13 protein-coding genes are annotated in these 16113 nt (G+C 63.0%); 10 read left to right on the plus strand and 3 right to left on the minus strand.

Annotated features, from left to right (window positions below; translation table 11 throughout):
* On the minus strand, positions 1-1632 hold a 1632-nt coding region (locus QME84_06655), incomplete at its 3' end, for a beta-galactosidase (protein MDI6873946.1).
* 471 nt (positions 1633-2103) lie between these two features.
* A complete protein-coding gene (locus QME84_06660) occupies positions 2104-3093 on the minus strand; it encodes a (Fe-S)-binding protein (GenBank protein MDI6873947.1) in 990 nt (329 codons plus the stop codon).
* Positions 3094-3329: 236 nt separating this feature from the next.
* Here QME84_06660 and QME84_06665 point away from each other — a divergent pair, with 236 nt between their 5' ends.
* The 10 genes from QME84_06665 to QME84_06710 all read left to right on the plus strand — a co-directional run bounded on the left by QME84_06665 (position 3330) and on the right by QME84_06710 (position 13696).
* Positions 3330-4145 carry a 4Fe-4S binding protein gene (locus tag QME84_06665; protein ID MDI6873948.1) on the plus strand — a complete coding sequence of 272 codons (816 nt, stop codon included), beginning with the start codon at positions 3330-3332 and terminating at the stop codon, positions 4143-4145.
* Positions 4146-4189: 44 nt separating this feature from the next.
* A complete protein-coding gene (locus QME84_06670; GenBank protein ID MDI6873949.1) occupies positions 4190-4429 on the plus strand; it encodes a 4Fe-4S dicluster domain-containing protein in 240 nt (79 codons plus the stop codon).
* 667 nt (positions 4430-5096) lie between these two features.
* On the plus strand, positions 5097-5660 hold the full coding sequence (locus QME84_06675; protein MDI6873950.1) for an SCP2 sterol-binding domain-containing protein: 564 nt from the start codon (positions 5097-5099) through the stop codon (positions 5658-5660).
* A 228-nt stretch (positions 5661-5888) separates the two neighbouring features.
* Positions 5889-7052 (plus strand): iron-containing alcohol dehydrogenase, encoded by a 1164-nt coding sequence (locus tag QME84_06680; GenBank protein MDI6873951.1) that lies wholly within the window; start codon positions 5889-5891, stop codon positions 7050-7052.
* Positions 7053-7207: 155 nt separating this feature from the next.
* Positions 7208-7624 (plus strand): SCP2 sterol-binding domain-containing protein, encoded by a 417-nt coding sequence (locus QME84_06685; GenBank protein MDI6873952.1) that lies wholly within the window; start codon positions 7208-7210, stop codon positions 7622-7624.
* A gap of 139 nt (positions 7625-7763) precedes the next feature.
* Complete coding sequence (locus QME84_06690; GenBank protein MDI6873953.1) at positions 7764-9626, plus strand: aldehyde ferredoxin oxidoreductase family protein; 1863 nt, start codon at positions 7764-7766, stop codon at positions 9624-9626.
* A gap of 746 nt (positions 9627-10372) precedes the next feature.
* On the plus strand, positions 10373-10837 hold the full coding sequence (locus QME84_06695) for a Zn-ribbon domain-containing OB-fold protein (protein ID MDI6873954.1): 465 nt from the start codon (positions 10373-10375) through the stop codon (positions 10835-10837).
* An 18-nt stretch (positions 10838-10855) separates the two neighbouring features.
* Positions 10856-11998, plus strand: coding sequence for a thiolase family protein (locus QME84_06700; protein MDI6873955.1), 1143 nt, complete (start codon positions 10856-10858; stop codon positions 11996-11998).
* A 13-nt stretch (positions 11999-12011) separates the two neighbouring features.
* The gene (locus tag QME84_06705) at positions 12012-13166 is read left to right on the plus strand and encodes a thiolase family protein (GenBank protein MDI6873956.1); all 1155 of its coding nucleotides are present in this window, start codon (positions 12012-12014) and stop codon (positions 13164-13166) included.
* Between the two features lie 17 nt (positions 13167-13183).
* Entirely contained in the window at positions 13184-13696 is a 513-nt protein-coding gene (locus QME84_06710; GenBank protein MDI6873957.1) for an OB-fold domain-containing protein, read from the plus strand.
* Between the two features lie 464 nt (positions 13697-14160).
* Here the strand turns inward: QME84_06710 and QME84_06715 are convergent, their stop codons facing one another.
* On the minus strand, positions 14161-14874 hold the full coding sequence (locus tag QME84_06715; GenBank protein ID MDI6873958.1) for an MBL fold metallo-hydrolase: 714 nt from the start codon (positions 14872-14874) through the stop codon (positions 14161-14163).
* Between the last annotated feature and the right edge of the window lie 1239 nt (positions 14875-16113).

Genomic DNA, 16113 nt, shown 5'->3' on the forward strand with positions numbered 1-16113 from the left:
CTCGAAACCCTCCCCAGTGTAGCCCTCGGCGAAGAGGAAGGAGGTGGCCGGCTGGGAGAGGCCGGTCACCACGTGGCCTCCCGCCCACTTCCCCCCGTAGTTGAAGTACATGGGGCGCTCCGCGGCCAGGGGGCGGTCGCTGGCGAGGAGCACGGAGACCTCCTTCCCCTCCCCTACCACGGAGTTGACGAAGACGGTGCGGCGGGTGCGGGGCGGGACCTCCAGGACCTGTTTTTGGGTGCTCCCGTCGGTGAAGCAGTAGGTGATCTGGGCCTGGGCCGTCTCCTGCGCGTCGGGGTTGAAGAGGCACAGCCACTCCTCGAAACCCTCCCCAGTGTAGCCCTCGGCGAAGAGGAAGGAGGTGGCCGGCTGGGGCGAAGGCGCGGGCTCCCCTTCCTTGATCTCCAGGAGCAGGGGGTCCTTCCCTACCCCGAGGCCCTCCAGCAGGAGCCGCCCCTCTCCATCCCGCCCGGCCCCGGTCACCGGGGTCCTCTGCCCCGTCAGGTTGTCCACCCGGAAGGCGGCCAGGAGGGAGGTGTCGTTCACGGTTATGTCCACGGTGTCCGCGAGGTCGTCAGACTTCCAGACCCCCACGGCCAGGCTCCCGTCGGGGCAGCGGAAGCAGTGCGCCTCCAGGCTGGAGGGTTCCCCGCAGGTCATGGAGATGGCCTCCGGTTCCTCAGCCGACGCCGACCCGAAGACCTGCTCGAAGGTGCGGAGGTAATGGAGGGAGGGCTTGGGTCGGAAGGCGTAATCCAGGAGGCCGTAACGGTCCCAGGGATTGGTGAGATCGTCGCGCAGGCTGTACCAGAACACGCGGTCCACGGCGGTACCCGCGTAGTTTATTACGGTGCGCAGGAGGTAGGAGGCCTGGGTGGCCTCGTCCACCCCAGGGGGAGAATCCGCACAGGTGGTCCAGCCTACCTCGGTTATCCATATCTCCAGTTGCCGGTCGGTATGCTGGGATATTACCCAGCGGACGAAGTCCACCAGCGTCCGGCACAGCCGTTCCTTGGGACGGTAGAGGTCCTCCTCCGGCTGCCCCTCCACCCCGATGGTCTCCGCGTAGGGGTGGTAGGCTACCGCGTCCACGTAGTCCGCGGCCCCCTTTTCCAGGCACTGGTTCAGGTAATCGTAACCCAGCCCGGCCATCCCTCCCATGACTACCCTGGCCCCCGGGTCCACCGCCCTGATCTCCTGGGAGGCGGCGGCCAGGAGCTCCAGATAACGGTCCACGTCCGGCGCGGGCATCCAGAATTGGGGGATGTTCTCCTCGTTCCATATCTCCCAGGCGGGAACCAGACCCCGGTAGCGCCCGCACACCGTGCGCACGTAGTTCCGCCACGCCTCCAGGTCGGTAGGAGGGTAATTCCAGTCATTCCCACCGTTGGCCCAGGGGGGAGAGGTGCCCAGTATGCCCAGCACCTGGATGCCACGTGAACCGGCCTCCGCCACCACGGCGTCGGCGCCGGCGAAGTTCCAGCTCCCGCGCACCGGCTCAAGGTCCGCCCACGCGAAATCGCAGCGCACCCATCCCGCCCCCGTCTCCGCCAGGGCATTCAGCTCCCCCTCCATCTCCTGCTCCGGGTAGAGCTTGAGGTGGCTGGAGGCCGCCCCGAACCTGGCTCCCACGCCGGAGGGAAGACTCGCCGCCCCGAGGTCACTCCGCGCCGCCCGAGAATCCGGCAAGGGAAGAACGACAAGGGAGATATAAAGAAGGAATGAAAGGGAGATACAAATAGAGAATAAGGGTGAGGTGGTGGAAGCGTGGCGGTAACGGATGACCTGCGGGCAGGAAAGCTTTAAGTTTCGGCGTATGGAGCAACGTAAATCCCGAAAAACCGCTGCCCCCGGTAGTCCCGATGATCTTTTTTCCACGGGACGGGACAGGTGTGAGCTTATAGCCGGCATCGACCTTTCCACCTCATAATTCCTTGAAGCGTTGAGACCCCTTAAGGGGCGTGATTTCTTCTTGTATATAAGATTAGTATCGGCGAACACCCCGGGCGGGTTTATTCGTTTTCGTAAATACTACCTCCATGGAGACCTTGGAAACGACCCGGGCCCGGGCAAGGAGAAGGTCCCTTTCCCTGTTTCTGTTTCTCAGGTCTCGCCGAGGGATTTTCTTACCAGCTCGATGATATGGTAATTTTCCAGGTTGGAGGCAGCGGCCACCTTCCGCAGGTTGAGGACGCAGAGGGGGCAGAGGTAGGCCATGGCCTGGGCGCCGTGTTCCACGGCATCACTCACATTGCGCTCCTTTATCTCCATGGCCTTCTCCCGGTCCCTGGGCATCATGGGGGACCCGCAGCAGAGGGCGAACCTGCGGTCGTACTTCCTGGAAACTCTTTCCATCCCGATGAGGGAAAAGAGTTCGTCCAGCCACTCGTCCTTCCATGGTGTATAGCGCGAGGCGCAGGGTTGCTGGTAGGCTACCCTAATCCCCAGGGGACTGATCTCCGAGCGGTGCTCGCGTACGTAATCCAGGAGGTACTCGATGATGTGCACCGGCTTGAAGGGGACCTCGACCCCGTAATCCTTCACCATGGAGGCCAGCAGGGCGTAGCAGTCGTCATGGTAGAAGACGATCTCCGGGGCGCCGGTCTCGGCCAGGTTCTCCACCACTTTCCCGGCTCCCTCCCGCACCGGGGAATGGAAGCCCAGGTGCACCCATCCTACGTTGCAGAAGTATCGACCCCCCTTGAGGAAGGTACAGCCCTCGAAGAGGCGGCCCTCGAAGAGGCCGGGGACCAGGTCACCCACGCTGCACAGGGAGATAACCGGTCGGCCCGGCTCCCCCTCCACCACCTCGCTGGGGGCCTTGGGGAGGTTCCGGAAGAGCTGGATGTTCTGTTCCGGTATGTCGAGGACCCCGGTCTCCTCCTGGCGCTCCAGGATGAGGTCGAAGGGGTTGGCGCCCTTTTCGCAGAACCAGTTGCAGGCCACGCAAGTCACACACTGGTTGACGATCTCCGGCGTCTCGCCTTCCAACAGGCGGCGGAACTGCTCTATGGACTGCTCGCGGTCATAATCGACGTAGGGACAGAGGAAAACGCAGTCCCCACACAGGTCGCAAAGCTCTTTTCTGAACATCTCTCCCTCCTTGCCTCGTTGAAACCGCCGCCTGCCGTAGCATATTCTAACTTATGCTCATAACCTGTTGTGCGCATCTATCCTAACACAACTCACCTTCTTTCGGCAGGTTCCGGCTTCCTGTACCTTATCCTTCCGGCGACCCTCGCCGCCGTTCCATTACCTCCAAGAGAGAATGTTTCCCCGCAACCCGTGGTATAATCGGAGACCAAGAGCATGCGGCAGGGGAGGCGACGGTGTGCGAGTTCTGTTCCCGGCACGGGAAGGGAAATCGCTGGTACCTCAACCCGGAGAACTTCTCCGAAAGGATGCTTGAGGACCCCCAGAGGGTGAAGACCCTGGAGAAGGTGGCCGGATGGGGCATAGAGTACTACATAGATTTTACTTCCCGGGTCACCGAGTTCGTGAACTGGCCGGTCATCGGCAAGGCGGTGAAGGCCGCCGTGAACCACATGGCCCCCAACGAACACGGAGGCCAGGTCGTCTCCCTCGAGGACGCCCTGCAGCTCCTCTCCTACGCCCGCGATTTCGTGCTCCTCCCCTGTGCCTGCCGCAAGCTGGTGGGTCATCGCGAGGACCTGGTATGCCTCAACTTCGGACCGGTGAAGGAACTGCAGCGCCGCTTTCTTCCCGAGGGGCCCATGGAGGAGCTCACCCTGGAGGAGGCCCGGGAAGTGGTCCGGGAGTGCGACAAAAAAGGGTATTTCCACCAGGTGCTGTACGCCAAAGTCCCCTTCCCCATCTGCATCTGCAACTGCGACGCCCGCTACTGCACCTCGCTGAAACAGCGCCTGGCCAACGGGGTGGAGGTGGCCATCCTCAAGGGTCACGAGGTCTGCGCCGTGGACCCCGAGGACTGCCGTTTCTGCCAGGAACCCCTGTGCCTGTCCCGCTGCCGCTTCGGAGCCCTTAACTACGACCCGGAGGCGGGAAGGGTGCACGTGGACCCGTCGCGCTGTTTCGGCTGCGGCTTGTGCCGCAGCACCTGCTCCCGCGGGGCTCTCTCCCTGGTTCCCAGGGAGGAGGTGCCCGCCGCCGCAGGACTGTGGTGAGCACGGGAAGGAGACGGGGCGATCTCATGGTGCGGTGACCGGAAATGGCTGGGAAGAGCGGCTTCAGGGTAAAGGTCGAAGATTGCGACAGCGAGGGCTGCGGGTTCCGATGCCAGGAGGTCTGCCCCCGGGGCGTGTTCCTGGCCGTCCCCCGCTCCAAGAACCGCAAGCGTCACGCCGCGCATCCCCGTTACCGCATAGTCCCCCGCTTCCGGGGGCTCTGCGACGGCTGCGGGGAGTGCGTGGCGACGTGCCCCCAGTGTGGGATAAGGGTTTCGACGTAAAAGACGTACCGGATTGGGATCCGGGCCGCCTTCCCCGGAAGCCCCCGAGGGAACGGGGGAACCTCAGCCGATTCTCGTCATTCCTTACCCCTCGCTTACCCGCGACAGGGTGGTCGCGGCTCGAATCCGGTGGCGGGGTTCACCACTATCGCCAGATTTTATAACGCCCCCCGCCACGACCCGGACCTCGCCGCAGGTCGATCCTTACCCTGATACCCAAACATTCCGTTTAACCCGGACCCGCTTGGGGTATTTATTTATTGCATATTGTACTTGGCTGTCACCTGAACGGGAGTGGGGGAAATCGCACCGGACTACGGCATCGAAAATACGACACGGGATTGCCCACCGAACGAGGATCCGCCACGGGGTTGGAACATTAAGGCAGCGAAAGGACAGGGGGTAGCGGCGGAAGGAACGAGGGAGAAGGTCGACGGCCACGTAATAAACAGGTGTCCACGGAAGCGCCGCGGTTCTGAGTGATGGGGCTCGACCCGAGCGGAGGCTACGGGTTTTAAAGAGGAAAGGTGAAATGCAGAATTTACCCGCGATTTATTCCGTTTTGTGTTGAATACCTATATTATTAGGGCGATCGCTTCGGTCTGGGCGACAAATCTTTCACGTAGCGTGAAGAGGTTGCTCCGGAAAAGTAAAGGAGGGAGAAGACATGGCGCTGGCTTACGGCACCGAGGAGTGGGAAAAGGCGTACCAGGAGTTGCTGAAGGAAAGGCAGGCCACCCAGTCCAAGCCCTACATCATGGGCACGCCGGAGTGGGTGGCCCAGTACGAGGAACTGGTGAAAAACGACCAGGCATACAAGGAGGCGGCCAAGGACTGGGAGGGGTCAGTGGTCATCAAGATCCTGGCCAAGCCGGAGATCGGCCTGGAAAGCGACCTCTACCTGTTCATGGACCTCTGGCACGGCGACTGCCGGTCCATGCGCATCGTGCCCCCGGAGGTGGGCGAGGCCGGTGATTACGTAATCACCGGCGAGTATGATCGCTGGAAGTCCGTAATCGCCGGGGAACTGGACCCGGTGAAGGGCATGATGCAGGGGAAGCTGAAGCTCAAAGGGGACCTTCCCACCATCGTGCGGGCGGTGAAGGCAGCCAGCCGGCTGGTGGAACTGTCCGCGTCCACCCAACCCCGTTTCCCGGACGAGCTGAGCCCCGAGGAGACGGAGGAACTGCGCAAGCTGCTTCAGGAAGCCAGGGAGAAGCTGGGCGTCTGAAATCCGGTTCCACAGGATTCATGTCTCCGGTCACCCGGGACCGGGGGCGCGGGGATGTAAAGCGGATGGAAAAAGCGGCACCTTTCCGCCCCGGCGGGAGGGTGGCCCGAATCGGACCCCCGGCGGGACCCGGGTGACGGCCGACACGCCGCCTGGGAGTCGACAGGCGTTCCGGCGGAAGAAAAGAACCGCGGTGCCAGGATAGGAAACCGGCAGGAGGTGTTGTACATGGCATACGGTCCCGACCTTTCCTTCATCTACAAGAACTACACGCGGATAGTCTTCGGCATCAACTCGGTGAGGGACGTGGGGGCGGAGGTGGATTACCTCAAGTGCTCCCGGGCCTTCATCGTCACCGACAAGGGCGTGGAGGCCGCCGGGCTGGTGGAAAAGGTACAGAAAGCCCTGGGAAATCGCTTCGTGGGCATCTACGACGAATGTCCGCAGGACTCCGGTTTCCACATCGCCAACCAGGCCGCGGAGATAGCCCGCGAGGCGGGTGCCGACTGCCTGGTGAGCGTGGGCGGGGGCAGCGTCATCGATACCGCCAAGGGAATGGCCATACTCCTCAAGGAGGGCGGCCGGCTTGAGGATTACTCCGGTTTCCAGTTGCTCACCCGGCCCCAGACGCCCCACATCGCCATTCCCACCACGGCGGGCACGGGAAGCGAGGTCACCTACGCCTTCGTGCTCAAGGATTACGAGAAGAACCAGAAGCTCCTCTACGGGGACGACTACATCATTCCCAACACAGCCATCCTGGACCCGGTGATGACCCAGACCCTCCCCCCCATGCTCACCGCCACCACAGGGATGGACGCCCTGACCCACGCCATCGAGGCCATCCACGCCCTGCAGGCGGAACCCATCTCCGACACCATGGCCTTCGGGGCCATCCGGCTGATCATGGAATACCTGCCCCGCTGCGTGGAGAACGGCGACGACCTGGTAGCCCGCGGCCAGCAGCAGATAGCCGCCACCATGGCCGGGGTGGCCTTCTCCAACGCCCAAGTGGGCCTGGTGCACGCCATGGCCCACAGCATAGGCGCCCTATGCGGCGTACCCCACGGTCTGGCCAACAGTATCCTCCTCCCCTACGTGATGAAGTACAACATGGACGAGTGCCCAGACCGTTACGCCTTGGTGGCCGAGGCCATGGGGGTCAAGGAGAAGGGCATGAGCGACGAGGAGGCGGCGGAGGCGGCCATCAACGCCGTCTGGGAATTGACCAGGCGCATGGGGGTCCCCCAGAAGCTGCGGGAGGTGGGGGTGACCGAGGATGTCCTCCCCCAAGCCGCGGACATGTCCCTGGGCGACGGTTCGCTGGTCTACAATCCCAAGATGATCTTCGAGGCGGATCAGGTCCTGGAGGTATACAAGGAAGCATTCTGAGGCCGTGTGCCGGGACAACCTGTGCATGGGGACCTACGGGTCCTGAGGGGGTTGCACTTCCGTCCGAGGGTAGCCCGATCGCCCGGAACCGGGCTAGGGATGTGTCGGGGATCTGATGCTGGTTCGTACCGTTGTCGGCGTGGAAAGGAGGTAGCATGGCCGAGATCAACCTGGGACCGGGAGCCGATGAGGTTCCGCTGGCAGGGATGCTCGCGGAGATGCTCAAGTCCAACCTGGAGAAACCGGAGAAGAAGCGGGATTTTGAGAAGCTGAAGGCCAAGGTGCTCATCCATGCCGTGGACGCGGAGGCCAAGATAACCATGGACTTCGACCGCGGCAGGCTGACCGTTTACGGGGGCGAGGCGGGCAAGCCGGACATCTCCATCGCCACCGATTCCACCACCCTGCTGGAGCTGGCCAATCTCAAGATCAAGTATGGGCTGCCCTGGTACTTCGACGAGACGGGCATGGGGGTGGTCAAGAAACTCCTCAAGGGAGATCTCAAGATCAAGGGTTTGATCACCAGGCTGGGGCCCCTTACCCGGCTCACCAGGATCATGTCCCTGAACTGAATGAAACCGGTGGCCGGCCCGAGAACCGTGACCATCCTTAAGATGAGCCATTCCCGCAAGGGAACGGCTCATCTTGAAGTGACCCATGGACGGAGTGCGGCCCGGCCGTTGTCTCGTGAGGCGGAAAGAGGTGATGCGCATGACCTTCGGAAATATGGGTAAAGGCGTGGAGGTGGACCTGAGCTCGAGAACGGTAACCGAGTTCGAGATCCCGGAGGAAATTTACCGGGACTACATAGGTGGTACCGGACTGGCGGCCAAGCTCCTCTACGACCGGGGGAACCTGGAAGCGGAGCCCCTGGACCCGGACAACCTGCTCATCTTCGCCACCGGTCCCCTCACCGGAATAGGTTTTTCGGGATCCAGCCGCCTCTCGGTGGGCTCCCGCTCCCCGCTCACCGGGATATGGGGTCAGGCCTCCTGCGGGGGAAACTTCGGCCCTGAGCTCAAGCGCTGCGGATACGACGCCCTGATCCTCAAGGGAAGGGCGGAGAGGCCGGTGTACCTCGTCCTGGGCGACGATTCCGTGGAGATAGCCTCCGCGGAGGACCTGTGGGGAAAGGATACCTACGAGACCACGGACATCCTCAAGGAACGGCATGGAAAGCAGGCCAAGGTGCTGGCCGTGGGTCAGGCGGCGGAAAACCTCATCCCCTTCGCCAGCATCGTCAACGATAAGGGCCACCACTTCGGGCGCGCCGGTATGGGCACGGTGATGGGGTCCAAGCGGGTCAAGGCCATCGTGGCCCAGGGGACCAAGAAGATGGAGTACAAGGACCCGGAGAAGGTCAAGGCCATGCAGGAGGAATTCCGGGAGCTGGTCAAGGAGAGCGTCTTCTGCGGGGCGCTCTCCGCCTTCGGCACCGGGGCCAACATGGAGGCCAAGATGATGGAGGGCGACGTTCCCACCCGCAACTGGGGACGCGGGATATGGGAGGAGGGGGCGGAGAAGCTATCCGGTATCGCCCTGGCGGACAACTTCGTCGTGGACCACGGCAGCTGCCGCGGCTGCGCGGTGCGCTGCAAGCCGGTGGTGGAGGTCAAGGAGGGACCCTACGCCATGGGGCCGGGTCCGGGTCCGGAATACGAGACCCAGGCCTCCTTCGGGACCATGATCATGAACGACAACCTGGCCGCCCTGTGCAAGATAAACGAGTACTGCAACCGCGTGGGGATGGACACCATCACCTGCGGGGCCACCATAGCCTGGGCCATGGACTGCTACGAGGCGGGAATCCTCAAGCCCGAGGACTACGACGGCATCAGGCTGGAATGGGGAGACGTGGACACGGTCATCGAACTCCTGCCCAGGATCGTCAACCGGGAGGGCAAGCTGGGCACCCTCCTGGCAAAGGGTTCCCGCAGGGCGGCGGAGGAGGTGGGCAATGGCGCCGACGCCTACCTCACCGACTCCAAGGGCCTGGAGGCCCCCATGCACGATCCCCGCTGCAACTGGGGCGACGGGCTGGCCTATGCCGTCTCCATCCGGGGGGCCTGCCACGTGTCCAACCTCACCTTCCTCCTGGAGTGGGGAGCCATCGAGTACCCGGAGATCGGGCTGGACAAGAACTACCAGCCCCAGTCCGCGGAGTACAAGGCCGAGGCGGTGGCCCTCACCGCCGACCTGGGTTGTATCATGAACTCCGCCTGCTGGTGCGAGTTCCCGGGGACCATCTACTCGGTTACCCAGTGGGCGGAGCTCTTCGACGCCGTGGCCGGCTACGGGTGGGATTACCGCAAGATGATGGAGGCCGGGGCCCGGGTGTGGTTCCTGCAGCGCTGCCTGGGCCACATCTGGGGGGCCACGGGAGCCGACGACCGCATCGGGCAGAGGATCATGACCCCGGTGGAGGACGGGGGCATCGCCGGTTCCGTCCCGGACATGGATACCATGCTGCGGGAATTCTACGAGTATCGCGGCATGACCCCCGACGGGATGCCCACCCGGGAGACCCTGGAGAAGTACAGCCTGGGCTACCTGGCCGACCGCCTGGGCCTGTGAGGGGAAAGCGTGGTGATCCCACCTCCCCAGGCGAACCCGGTCCTTCATCCCGGAGTCCTTGCCGTCCTTTAGCCCGTTTAATAAGGATGCGGGGCTGGGACCAGATCGCGCAAGACGGTTCGTGGAGCGACCGTAAAGGCCGATGTACGATGTAAAGGCACGGAGGTGGCAATTCTTAAAAGGGGGCGGTGAAGAACCTGCCCCCGAACCCTTTTTCTCTCCTTCCGAAATGTACACCAAACAACGGGCAGGTACAAGGAAACCTCCACGCCGGGAGGGGCAACCTCCCCACTTATCCCGATGCGGATTAAAGCAAGCGGAAAAGGAAGTTTCTCTCCATCGAGAACCCAGCATAAGACGGTAGAGGAGGCGCAGGAGGGAGAGGTTGATTTCGCCCCCGGAAAAATTCCGGGTGACGCGAGGCGGCAAAAGCATTAAAATATTAACATTCGCTTAATATTATGGTCAGCGCGGACGCTCCGCGGGCACGCTCGGAGGGACAGGATCCGCGGGCGAAAAAAGGGAAAGAAACCGGCACTTCGCTTACATGGACAGGGTGGGAGGGTCGGTGCCGCTCAAGAGCCGGTTAGCGGTCAAGGATGAGGTCAGGATCGCCATTGCTCGACTTCCGTTTTTTCACGACATCAAGCCGGGCACCAATCCAGTGTTCCTCGGAGGAGGTGATGGATGGCCGAACCAGAAACGCGCTTTAAGCCACAGCCGGGACGACCAAGGGAGGTGAGGTAATGTCCGACTGGAAGAAGGACGTGGAAGTCCTGATCCACCAGGGAAAGATAAGTGTCCCCTATTCGTGGACGGTGGGAAGCACCCTCAGCCGCTGGTACTGCGAGCTTCGGGACAACGGCAAGATATGGGCCAACCGTTGCCCCAGCTGCGGAACGGTCTTCGTGCCCCCCAAGGCCAAGTGCATCCACTGCTACCAGGAACCCCACGACTGGGTGGAGCTTCCGGGGACCGGGACCGTGGAAACCTATACCATAGTCCGCTACGAGGAGCCCAAGCTCCACCCCCGCAAGGCCCCCTTCGTCTACGGCCTCATTAAGATGGACGGGGCCGACACCTGCCTTCTGCACTTCATCGACGAGATCGAGCCGGAGAAGGTCAAGGTGGGCATGCGCGTGGAGGCGGTGCTGGAGGAGGAGCGGGAGGGCAACATCCTCGATATCCGACACTTCCGTCCCCTGGGCTGATGGAAGGTGGTGAAAGTCATGGAAAAAGTTGCCATCATAGGAGTAGCCCAGAGCAAGTACGAGCAGAACAAGCCGGAGACCTTCGCCGAGATGGTCTACGACGTCACCCGGCGGGCCCTGGAGGACGCGGGCATCACCAAGGACGAGGTGGACAACGTGGTGTCGGTGTCCAGCGACTTCTGGGACGGGCGCACCATCTCCAGCATGGCCATCCAGGACAGCGCGTGCGCCTACGGGAAGGACATCACCACCGTGGAGGGCGACGGGACCTTCGGATGCCTCTACGGCATGATGCGCATCCTCTCCGGGAGCTTCGGGGTGACCATCGTGGTGGCCCACCACAAGGGGACGGAGAGCAACATGAACGGCATCACCAACTGCGCCTTCGATCCCCTGGTGGAGAGGAAGCTGGGCATCGACGCCGTTTCCTCGGCGGCCCTGCAGGCCCGCCGCTACATGACCAAGTACGCCCTCAAGGAGGAGCAGTTCGCCCTGGTGTCGGTGAAGAACCACGGGAACGCCATGCGCAACCCGCTGGCCCTCTTCCCCATGGAGATTACCGTGGAGGACGTGATGAACTCCCGCAGGATCGCCGACCCCCTCAAGCTCCTGGATTGCTCCCCGGTGACCGACGGCGCGGCGGCCCTGGTGCTGGCCGCAGAGAGGCAGGCCAAGAAGCTCTCCACGCGGAAGAAGCGCGTGTGGCTGCTGGGCGTGGGACACTGCTCCGACGCCTACCGCCTGGGGGACCGCGACCTGGCGGACACCCGGGCCCTCAAGGCGGCCGCCAAGCGCGCCTATGCCATGGCGGGCATCGTCGACCCCTTGAAGGAAATCGACGTGGCCGAGGTCTACGACGCCTTCTCCTACATGGAGCCCCTGTGGCTGGAGGGACTGGGGTTCTGCGAGGACGGCATGGGCTGCGAGTACCTGGAGCGCGGCTACTTCAACTTCGACGGGAAGCTCCCGGTCAACCCCTCCGGAGGACGGCTCTCCGCCAATCCCGTGCAGGTGGCCGGACTAGCGGAACTGGCGGAGTGCGTGCTGCAGATCCGCGGGGAGGCCGGCGAGCGACAGGTGGGCGAGGTGAACGTCGCCCTGGCCCACGGCATCAACGGCATGTGCGGCCAGTCCCACTGCGTTTGGATCCTGGGCAGATAGGAGGTGACGCGCCATGGGTAAAAGAGTCGGAATCATCGGAGTAGGACAGACCCACCACGCCGCCAAGCGCCTGGACGCCTCCGGGGTGGAGCTCATCGCCGAGGCCGTCACCCGCGCCCTGGACGATGCCGAGCTGACCATCAAGGATATCGACGCCATCGTCATCGGCAACATGGACCACTTCGAGAACATCAACTACGTGGACATGTGGGCCGTGGACGGGCTGGGAGCCTTCATGAAGCCGGTGTTCAAGGTAACCACCGGGGGGACCACGGGGACCACGGTGGGGGCTTGCGGGTACTACCATTGCGCCAGCGGCCTCTTCGACGTGGTCATGGCCGTGGGCTGGGAGAAGAACTCGGAGTCGGACACCCAGGCGGCCATCGCCACCTGCTCCAACCCCACCCTGGAGCGTGACTTCTTCGCTGGGGCCATCGGTCCCTTGGCCACCGAGTACTCCATGTACATGAAGGCCTACGGGGCCACCGAGGAGGACGCGGCCATCGTGGCGGCCAGGGACCGCAACAACGCCCTCAACAACCCCTACGCCCACTCCCGCCAGGCGGTGACCGTGGAGGACGTGCTCAAGTCCCCCATGCTCTCCTACCCCATCAAGTTCCTGGACATGTGCCCGCGCTCCGACGGAGCCTGCGCGGTTATCTTCGCCGTGGAGGAGAAGGCCAAGAAGCTCTGTCCCCGCCCGGCCTGGGTGCACGCCTCGGTGGTGCGCCACGACTACACCCACTTCGGGGACCTGGAGTGGACCTTCATGCCCACCCTGGAGCGGGCCTCGGCGGAGGCCTACAAGCTGGCCGGGATCACCAACCCCCTGAAGGAGTTCGACGTGGCCGAGCTCTACCTCCCGGCCTCCACCTGCGGGGTGAAGTGGATGGACTCCCTGTGGTTCTGCGACCACGGCGAAGCCCCCAAGCTGGTGCGCAAGGGCACCTTCCACATGGACGGGGAGCTCCCCATCAACCCCTCCGGGGGGGTCATCTCCACCAACCCCATCGGGGCCACCGCCCTCATCCGCATCGGCGAGGCCGCCTGGCAGGTGATGGGCAAGGCCGGGGCGCGCCAGGTGGAAAACGTGAAGCTGGCCCTGGCCACCGGGTTCGGCGGCTGCAGCTGGTCGGACGTTATGATTCTGGGCGCCGAGCTCCCCTGAGGAAGGAGGTGAGAGGAATGAAACCCATGGGACTCTACGAGGACAAGCGCAAGCGCACCCACACCCCGGAGGGTTACGAGCTGCTCACCCACGAGTCCGGGCACCTGGAGTACGACTTCAACTGGCACCTGGGATACTACTGGAGCAAGTTCCTGGCCGGACTCAAGGAGAAGAAGTTCCTGGCCACCAAGTGCAGCCAGTGCGGCACGGTGTACATGCTTCCCCGCATGGTGTGCGGCCGGTGCTTCCTGGAGATGAACGACTGGGTGGAGGTGGGCCCGGAAGGAGTGCTGGAAGGCTTCACCATCGTGCGCTTCCCCTACATCGACCCCAACACCGGCGGGATGATGAAGGTCCCCTTCACCTCCATCTGGGTCACCCTGGACGGGGCCAACACGCGCATGATGCACTACTGCAACGAGACCGACGAGAAGAACCTGGAGGTCGGAATGCGCATGCGCGCCGTGTGGTCCGAGGAGCGGACCGGGAGCATCCACGACGTGGCCTACTTCGAGGTCATCCGTGAGTAAGGGCGACATATTCCATAAAATGGAAACCGAATGTCGAGGCCCTTGACGCCGGAAGGCGAGGCGGTCATGGGGGCGGATAGAATATATCCGCCCCTTTATCTTCCGAGTGAATCTCCTCCTGGACCTTAACCATCCAGGCGAAAGGCCGGGTCGGGCGCGCCCTTAGGGCGGGGCAGTCCCGGGTAGGCGTTAAAAGCCCTGGGAACCACCCATCAATCAAGGTCGACGAAACACGTCCACCATCGAGGACTCCCGCCAGGGAAATCTTCCATGGACATGGCATGCAGTATGAACATGCCAAAGCACTCCGGTCACCATCGGGGATTCCCCGCTCCTCCTTCCAACGGTTCTTCTCCCAGGAATGCCCTCGCCGCCGGCTGGACGCGACCGGATGAGAATTCCTTTTGCGGGCTTCCGCCCATGGCCGCCGTTCGTGGGTCGGCATACAGCTCCGCGGATGCCGATCAACCCATGCCCCACCGCGAGGCGAGCCGGTCCGCGAGGCGACCTATCTTTTGGGACGCTCCGGGGCCGATAACCGCGCCGTGGCCCGGGTAGGCGTAGTCCAGGTTCAGTTCAGCCAGACGGCGCATGGATTCCAGGATAGCCTGGCGGTCGTAGCTGAAGGAGAGGAAGGGCGGTCCGGGACGGTTGAAGAAGTTGGAAACCATGTCCCCGATGAAGGCCATCCTCCTTTCCCGGTTCAGGTAGGCCACGCCGCCCTCCGTGTGGCCGGGCAGCTCCAGCACCTCCAGTCCCAGCTCCTCCAGCATCTCGCCGTCCCGGAGGGGCAGGTCAACCTCGCAGGTATCGAAATGCTGGTACTTCTCCAGGACGGAGCGGGGAACGCGGCGCAGCAGGCGTCCCGCCAGGCTTATATCCCCGGGGCCGGCGGGCGGCCTCCTCCCCGCTATCACCTCCGCGTCCTTCGCCCCTGCCGCCACCCGGGCCCCGCTCTTCCGCCTCAGCTCGGCCAGGTTGCCCGTGTGGTCGTAATGATAGTGGGTGATGAGGATGTACCTGAGCTCCTCCGGCCTCAAGCCGCACTGCGAGAGGGCATCCAGCACTTTCCTCCTGCCCCCGGGTACGTTGGTGTCCACGAGATAGGGCGGGTCGCCCCGCACCAGGTAACAGTTGGCCGTAGGCGTCCTGATGGTGATGATGTCCATACCTTTCATCCCCTCTCCTTTCCTCTTTCCTGCATCGGCTGCCGAGCCGTCGCTTTCTCGCCCCATGCCTTACGTGTTCACGACCTTCCCGCATCCACGTTCCGGTAAGGCATATTCTTAACCTTTCCTTTCCGTGTCCTTGCCCCGGCGTCGGACATGATTCTATCCCCGGCACATGATTCTATCCCCGGCAAAGGAACGGCGAAACCTCCGCGTTCCGCCTAGGGCCCGCTTCCCCTTATCCGGCGTAGCGGAAGCTTTGGACACGCATGGGACCTGCTTTCACCCGGATCTCCGCGCACGTCGCGTAAGCCCGTTCCGCCTATCCAGTTCTCGCTGTTCTCCGTTATCCAAAAACACTCGGCTCCTTTCTCTCGGCATCGCCGGCTTAGCCATTTTCGACGATCTCGCTTTTCTCCGATCTAAAAACACTCGGCCACTACCCGTATGGCTTTCCCGGGCTCCACCAGGATCCCGTTCTCGATGTCCTTCGTTATCTGGAAAACATTATTAATACAAGGGGATTTCGTGCCGGAAACCGCCGCGGGCGATCCCGCGCAAGACCAACCGGATACTTTCCAGGAACTGCCATCCGAAGGGTGGATCGACGCGTTAGGGTATGTGGGGTAGGATGAGAACTTCTTATCATTTCCAGGAACTGCTGTCCGTTAAGTCGATCGACGCTCCTCTGCTATCCGAAGGGTGGATCGACGCTTCCGTGGATAGCGGGTGCCCAACCTGGCAACCTGGTTCGCGGTACGCGGACGCCGTCTGTCTCCTCTCGAAAGGAGGAATCACGGGAGGTTGATTCCACTCCCCGTACCCTTACTTGAAGGTGGAACGGCCTTTTCCTCGAGGATGACGGATGTCCGGGCCTTTGCAGGGGGGAGAGGGAAAGTGGCCCAACGCGGCCTCCTCTCGGGCGGTGGCGGGTTTCCTTTCTTGCTCAAGGCCGGGGTGATGCCCTCGACCGCCTCCCGGGGATATAATCTCCCTGACGGAGGGACGGAAAGCTCCCGCAAGCCCATCCGACCGTCACCGAGGCAGCGGCGCAAGCCCGTTGGGAAGTTCGGAATGAGAACCTGGTGGGCGAGACGTAGCGGGAAGCTCCGTGGAACTCGTTCGCACCTTCACCGAGGCAGCGACGCAAGCCCGTTGGGAAGTCCGGATGGAAGATATTGGTGAGAGGTACCAGGTTGGGAGCTCCATGGAACCCGGCCCCCACCGTCGCCATGGGAACGAAGCAAT

It is taken from the genome of Actinomycetota bacterium, assembly GCA_030019255.1.
In the GTDB taxonomy this organism is placed as follows: Bacteria; Actinomycetota; Geothermincolia; order Geothermincolales; family RBG-13-55-18; genus Solincola_A.

Coding starts and splice junctions, on each gene's coding strand:
- QME84_06660 (MDI6873947.1), bottom strand. CDS start 3,093: ATGTTCAGAAAAGAGCTTTGCGACCTGTGTGGGGACTGCGTTTTCCTC.
- QME84_06670 (MDI6873949.1), top strand. CDS start 4,190: ATGGCTGGGAAGAGCGGCTTCAGGGTAAAGGTCGAAGATTGCGACAGC.
- QME84_06675 (MDI6873950.1), top strand. CDS start 5,097: ATGGCGCTGGCTTACGGCACCGAGGAGTGGGAAAAGGCGTACCAGGAG.
- QME84_06680 (MDI6873951.1), top strand. CDS start 5,889: ATGGCATACGGTCCCGACCTTTCCTTCATCTACAAGAACTACACGCGG.
- QME84_06685 (MDI6873952.1), top strand. CDS start 7,208: ATGGCCGAGATCAACCTGGGACCGGGAGCCGATGAGGTTCCGCTGGCA.
- QME84_06690 (MDI6873953.1), top strand. CDS start 7,764: ATGACCTTCGGAAATATGGGTAAAGGCGTGGAGGTGGACCTGAGCTCG.
- QME84_06695 (MDI6873954.1), top strand. CDS start 10,373: ATGTCCGACTGGAAGAAGGACGTGGAAGTCCTGATCCACCAGGGAAAG.
- QME84_06700 (MDI6873955.1), top strand. CDS start 10,856: ATGGAAAAAGTTGCCATCATAGGAGTAGCCCAGAGCAAGTACGAGCAG.
- QME84_06705 (MDI6873956.1), top strand. CDS start 12,012: ATGGGTAAAAGAGTCGGAATCATCGGAGTAGGACAGACCCACCACGCC.
- QME84_06710 (MDI6873957.1), top strand. CDS start 13,184: ATGAAACCCATGGGACTCTACGAGGACAAGCGCAAGCGCACCCACACC.
- QME84_06715 (MDI6873958.1), bottom strand. CDS start 14,874: ATGAAAGGTATGGACATCATCACCATCAGGACGCCTACGGCCAACTGT.